We start from the raw sequence: 2,909 nt of genomic DNA, 5'->3' as shown, positions 1-2,909 counted from the left end.
ACACCGAGATCCAGTTCACCCCGGCCCGCGTGATCATGCAGGACTTCACCGGTGTGCCCTGCGTCGTCGACCTCGCCACCATGCGCGAGGCAGTCGTCGAACTCGGTGGAGACCCCAAGCGCGTCAACCCGCTGGCGCCGGCCGAACTGGTCATTGACCACTCGGTGCAGATCGACTTCGCCGGCAACGCCAACGCACTCGAGCGCAACATCGAGATCGAGTACCAGCGCAACGGCGAGCGGTACCAGTTCCTGCGCTGGGGTCAGACCGCGTTCGATGACTTCCTGGTGGTGCCGCCCGGCATGGGTATTGTCCACCAGGTCAACCTTGAGTACCTGGCCCGCACGGTGATGACCCGTGAGGTCACCACCGACGGCACCACCGCCCTGCAGGCCTACCCCGACACCTGCGTCGGCACCGACTCGCACACCACCATGGTCAACGGGCTCGGCGTGCTCGGCTGGGGGGTCGGCGGCATCGAAGCCGAGGCTGCCATGCTGGGCCAGCCCGTCTCCATGCTGATCCCTCGGGTGGTGGGCTTCAAGCTCACCGGTGAGATCCCCGCCGGCGCCACCGCGACCGACGTCGTGCTCACCATCACCGAGAAGCTGCGCAAGCACGGCGTCGTTGGCAAGTTCGTCGAGTTCTACGGCGAAGGCGTCAGCGCTGTGCCCCTGGCCAACCGGGCCACCATCGGCAACATGAGCCCGGAGTTCGGCTCCACCGCTGCCATGTTCCCGATCGATGAAGTCACCATGGACTACCTGCGGCTGACCGGCCGCTCGGAGGAGAACCTGGCACTGGTCGAGGCCTACGCCAAGGCTCAGGGCATGTGGCATGACCCCAGCAAGGAGATTGCCTTCTCCGAGTACCTGGAACTGGACCTTTCGACTGTGGTCTCCTCGATCGCCGGCCCGAAGCGTCCCCAGGACCGCGTCGAGCTGACCAACGCCAAGCCGCAGTTCCGCAGCGACCTGGAAAACTACGTGCACCGCTCGGTCGAGGAAGAGGGCGCGACCGTCGACGAGGCCCTCGAGGAATCCTTCCCCGCCTCCGACCCGCCCTCATCCACCGGTGCGGCCACCAAGATCGACGATCACCCGCACGAGACGGTCACCAAGACCGAACCAGACCGCGACTCCAGCCCGATCGACGTCGTTACCGCCGACGGCCGCAGCTTCACCCTGGACCACGGGGCGGTCACCATCGCGTCGATCACCTCGTGCACCAACACGTCCAACCCGTCAGTGATGATGGCGGCAGCAGTGCTGGCCCGCAACGCCGTCGAGAAGGGCCTGACCTCCAAGGCCTGGGTCAAGACCTCGGTCGCCCCCGGCTCGAAGGTGGTCACCGACTACTACGAGAAGTCAGGACTGATCCCGTACCTGGAGAAGCTCGGCTTCTTCGTGGTGGGCTACGGTTGCGCCACCTGCATCGGCAACTCGGGTCCCCTCGATGAGGAGATCACCCAGGCCATCCACGACGCCGATCTCGCGGTCACCGCGGTCCTCTCCGGTAACCGCAACTTCGAGGGCCGGATCAACCCGGACGTGAAGATGAACTACCTGGCCTCCCCGCCGCTGGTGGTCGCTTACGCCCTCGCCGGCACCATGGACTTCGATTTCGCTGCCGATCCACTGGGCCAGGACGACGACGGCAACGACGTCTTCCTGAAGGACATCTGGCCGAACCCGGTTGAGGTGCAGCAGATCATCGACGCGTCGATCGACAAGGAAATGTTCAAGGCCAGCTACTCAACCATCTTCGATGGCGACGAGCGCTGGCAGTCCCTGCCCACCCCGGCCGGTGACACCTTCGAGTGGGATCCGGAATCCACCTACGTCCGGAAGCCTCCATACTTCGAGGGCATGAAGGCCGAACCGGAACCCGTCACCGACATCGAGGGTGCACGCGTTCTGTTGAAGCTGGGGGATTCGGTCACCACCGACCACATCTCACCGGCCGGCTCCTTCAAGTCCGATACTCCAGCGGGTCGCTACCTGCTCGAGCACGGTGTGGAGCGCAAGGACTTCAACTCCTTCGGCTCACGCCGGGGCAACCACGAAGTGATGATCCGTGGCACGTTCGCGAACATCCGGATCCGCAACCAGCTCCTCGAGGACGTTGAGGGTGGTTTCACCCGCGACTTCAGCCAGGCCGACGCGCCACAGGCTGCCGTCTACGATGCGGCGATGAACTACCAGGCCGCTGGCACGCCGCTCGTGATTCTGGCCGGCAAGGAATATGGTTCGGGTTCATCCCGTGACTGGGCTGCCAAGGGCACCGCGCTCCTGGGCGTCCGTGCGGTCATCACCGAGAGCTACGAGCGGATCCACCGCTCCAACCTCATTGGTATGGGCGTGCTGCCCCTGCAGTTCCCCCAGGGTGAGAACGCCGAGACGCTGGGCCTCACCGGCACCGAGACCTTCGCGGTGTCCGGCGTGACCGAACTGAACAATGGCACCACCCCGAAGACCGTCACCGTCACGGCGACCCCTGAGGGTGGCGGCGAGCCCATCACCTTCGAGGCAGTCCTGCGGATCGACACTCCGGGTGAAGCCGAGTACTACCGCAACGGTGGCATCCTGCAGTACGTGCTGCGCCAGATCGCCGTCTAGCAGTTCCACCCGAGTCGCTCGTCGACGCGTCCGAATGGCTGTTCCATGAGTAATGTCCTAGCCCACACCCGTGGATAGGGTGCCTAAAATTCAGGTCCTACTTAGAGGAGCACCAAGTGTCTGAACCGGTTGAAAGTGTCTGATCCGGCAGATTCGACGGGACGCGTCGACGGCTCAGTGGTCTTCCGTGTGCTGCGCAGCGAGATTCTGGCAGGTGTCCATCCTCCCGGGACCCCGCTGCGCGAGGTGGGCCTTTCGGAGCGCTTTGGCGTCTCGCGGACTCCCATCCGC

At 64.7% G+C, this 2,909-nt stretch carries 2 protein-coding genes; both read left to right on the top strand.

The genetic code is table 11. From position 1 onward, the window contains the following. Positions 1 to 2,618: aconitate hydratase (locus K728_RS0111395; protein WP_024476790.1), on the top strand; the 2,618-nt coding region annotated here is incomplete at its 5' end. A 135-nt stretch (positions 2,619 to 2,753) separates the two neighbouring features. After that, positions 2,754 to 2,909: GntR family transcriptional regulator (locus K728_RS21935; protein ID WP_337587498.1), on the top strand; the 156-nt coding region annotated here is incomplete at its 3' end.

The organism is Arthrobacter sp. CAL618, assembly GCF_000468215.1.
Lineage (GTDB): Bacteria > Actinomycetota > Actinomycetes > Actinomycetales > Micrococcaceae > Arthrobacter_D.
This window is presented reverse-complemented; position numbering and strand designations above follow the sequence as displayed.